The sequence below is a fragment of the Streptomyces sp. NPDC030245 genome (assembly GCF_055572995.1).
The window spans coordinates 1-1179 of the sequence record NZ_JBVICF010000036.1; the positions used below are offsets into that span (position 1 = coordinate 1).

Annotated in this window: 3 protein-coding genes; all 3 read right to left on the reverse strand. The window is 62.2% G+C overall.

Going from position 1 to position 1179, the window contains the following annotated elements; genetic code table 11:
• On the reverse strand, positions 1-303 hold a 303-nt coding region (locus ACZ4Z4_RS38290; protein ID WP_468338529.1), incomplete at its 3' end, for a hypothetical protein.
• Between the two features lie 8 nt (positions 304-311).
• Entirely contained in the window at positions 312-995 is a 684-nt protein-coding gene (locus ACZ4Z4_RS38295; RefSeq protein WP_468338532.1) for a hypothetical protein, read from the reverse strand.
• Positions 992-1179, reverse strand: a 188-nt coding sequence (locus ACZ4Z4_RS38300; RefSeq protein WP_468338535.1) for a hypothetical protein, incomplete at its 5' end; no start/stop codon positions are given. The genes ACZ4Z4_RS38300 and ACZ4Z4_RS38295, both read right to left, overlap by 4 nt.

A 1179-nucleotide genomic window follows, 5' to 3' on the forward strand; every position in this document is an offset into this window, starting at 1 on the left:
GTGTTTGTTGCTCTGTGGGTCAGCGCCTGCTGCCACCAGGCGCTCATGGTCGCGTCGGTAGGCTTGCGCGATCTGGCGGAATATCGCGCCTGCTACCTGCAGGCCGGGAGCGAGCAGGTCAGGCGCAGAAATCGGGGGTAAAGCGATTACCCTGCCGTCCTGGGGAAGTAGAGAGGCGGAGCTGATCAGCGCACCCTGCAGGGGTTTGTCGTTCTCGAAGGCTTCCCCGATGGAGTCCAAGAAGGCTCGGGCCTCGGCCGGATCCTCGGGCAATCGGAAAATGACATTGACGAAGCTGCTCATTTGTTACCTCACAGTTCGCAGGGGACGGAGCGCGTGGTCGATCGGGGCGTTGCTTGTTCGTTTCGAGGCGGTTGGGAGAACCGGCGTAGGCGGTCGGAGCGGATCTCTTCGGTGGGCTCGTTGACGCGCTGCTTCAGGCGCTGGTTCTCGGTGAAGGCGATCTGCAGATTCCGGTTGGCCGTTTCGGGATTGCCGGCGCGATGAAGAACCTTCACCAGGAGGAATTGCTCGCGGTCACGATCGGCCTCGTGACGCCACACGGCGGTTTGCTCTCGCAGCTCGTCGTAGCCGCACCGGTAATAGGCGGCTACGCCCGCGAGGGCTTTGACGTGGCCACGTCGGTTCACTTCCAGGAGGCCCCACCCTTGAGGGAGTTCGTCCGCCTGGATCACACCGGCCGGGGCCAAGAAGTATCTCCAGTTGCCGACGCCTCCCGACACCCGATGAGACTTCCGACGATCCGCGAGAAAGTCAGAGCGGCTGACCTTGCATTCGATGACGATGGATCCGTCTTCGAATCCCGCGGCGCGGAAGCCGATTGCGTCGGGAATTTCCCCGGTCCAGCCCGTGCGGCACTCACTGACAGCAACATGGCAGCCTGGACCACCGGCGCTGTTTGGCCGTTGAAGCCATTTCACCGCGATGTCGCACAGATCGCGGTGGGTGAAGTCGGGCTGATTGGAGGGCTTCATGCGGCCTTCTGCATTGCCGAGCGCATCTGGCTCATGGTTTGGCGGTGCTGCCGCAGGGCGGACTTGTAGCTGGCTTTGGCATCTTTCTGGGTGCGACACCACTCTCCCTTCACTTCCGAGTGCTGTTCGCTATGCCGACAGCGGTACATGCGGTACTCAAATTTCCCTCCGCTTTCGCGCCATT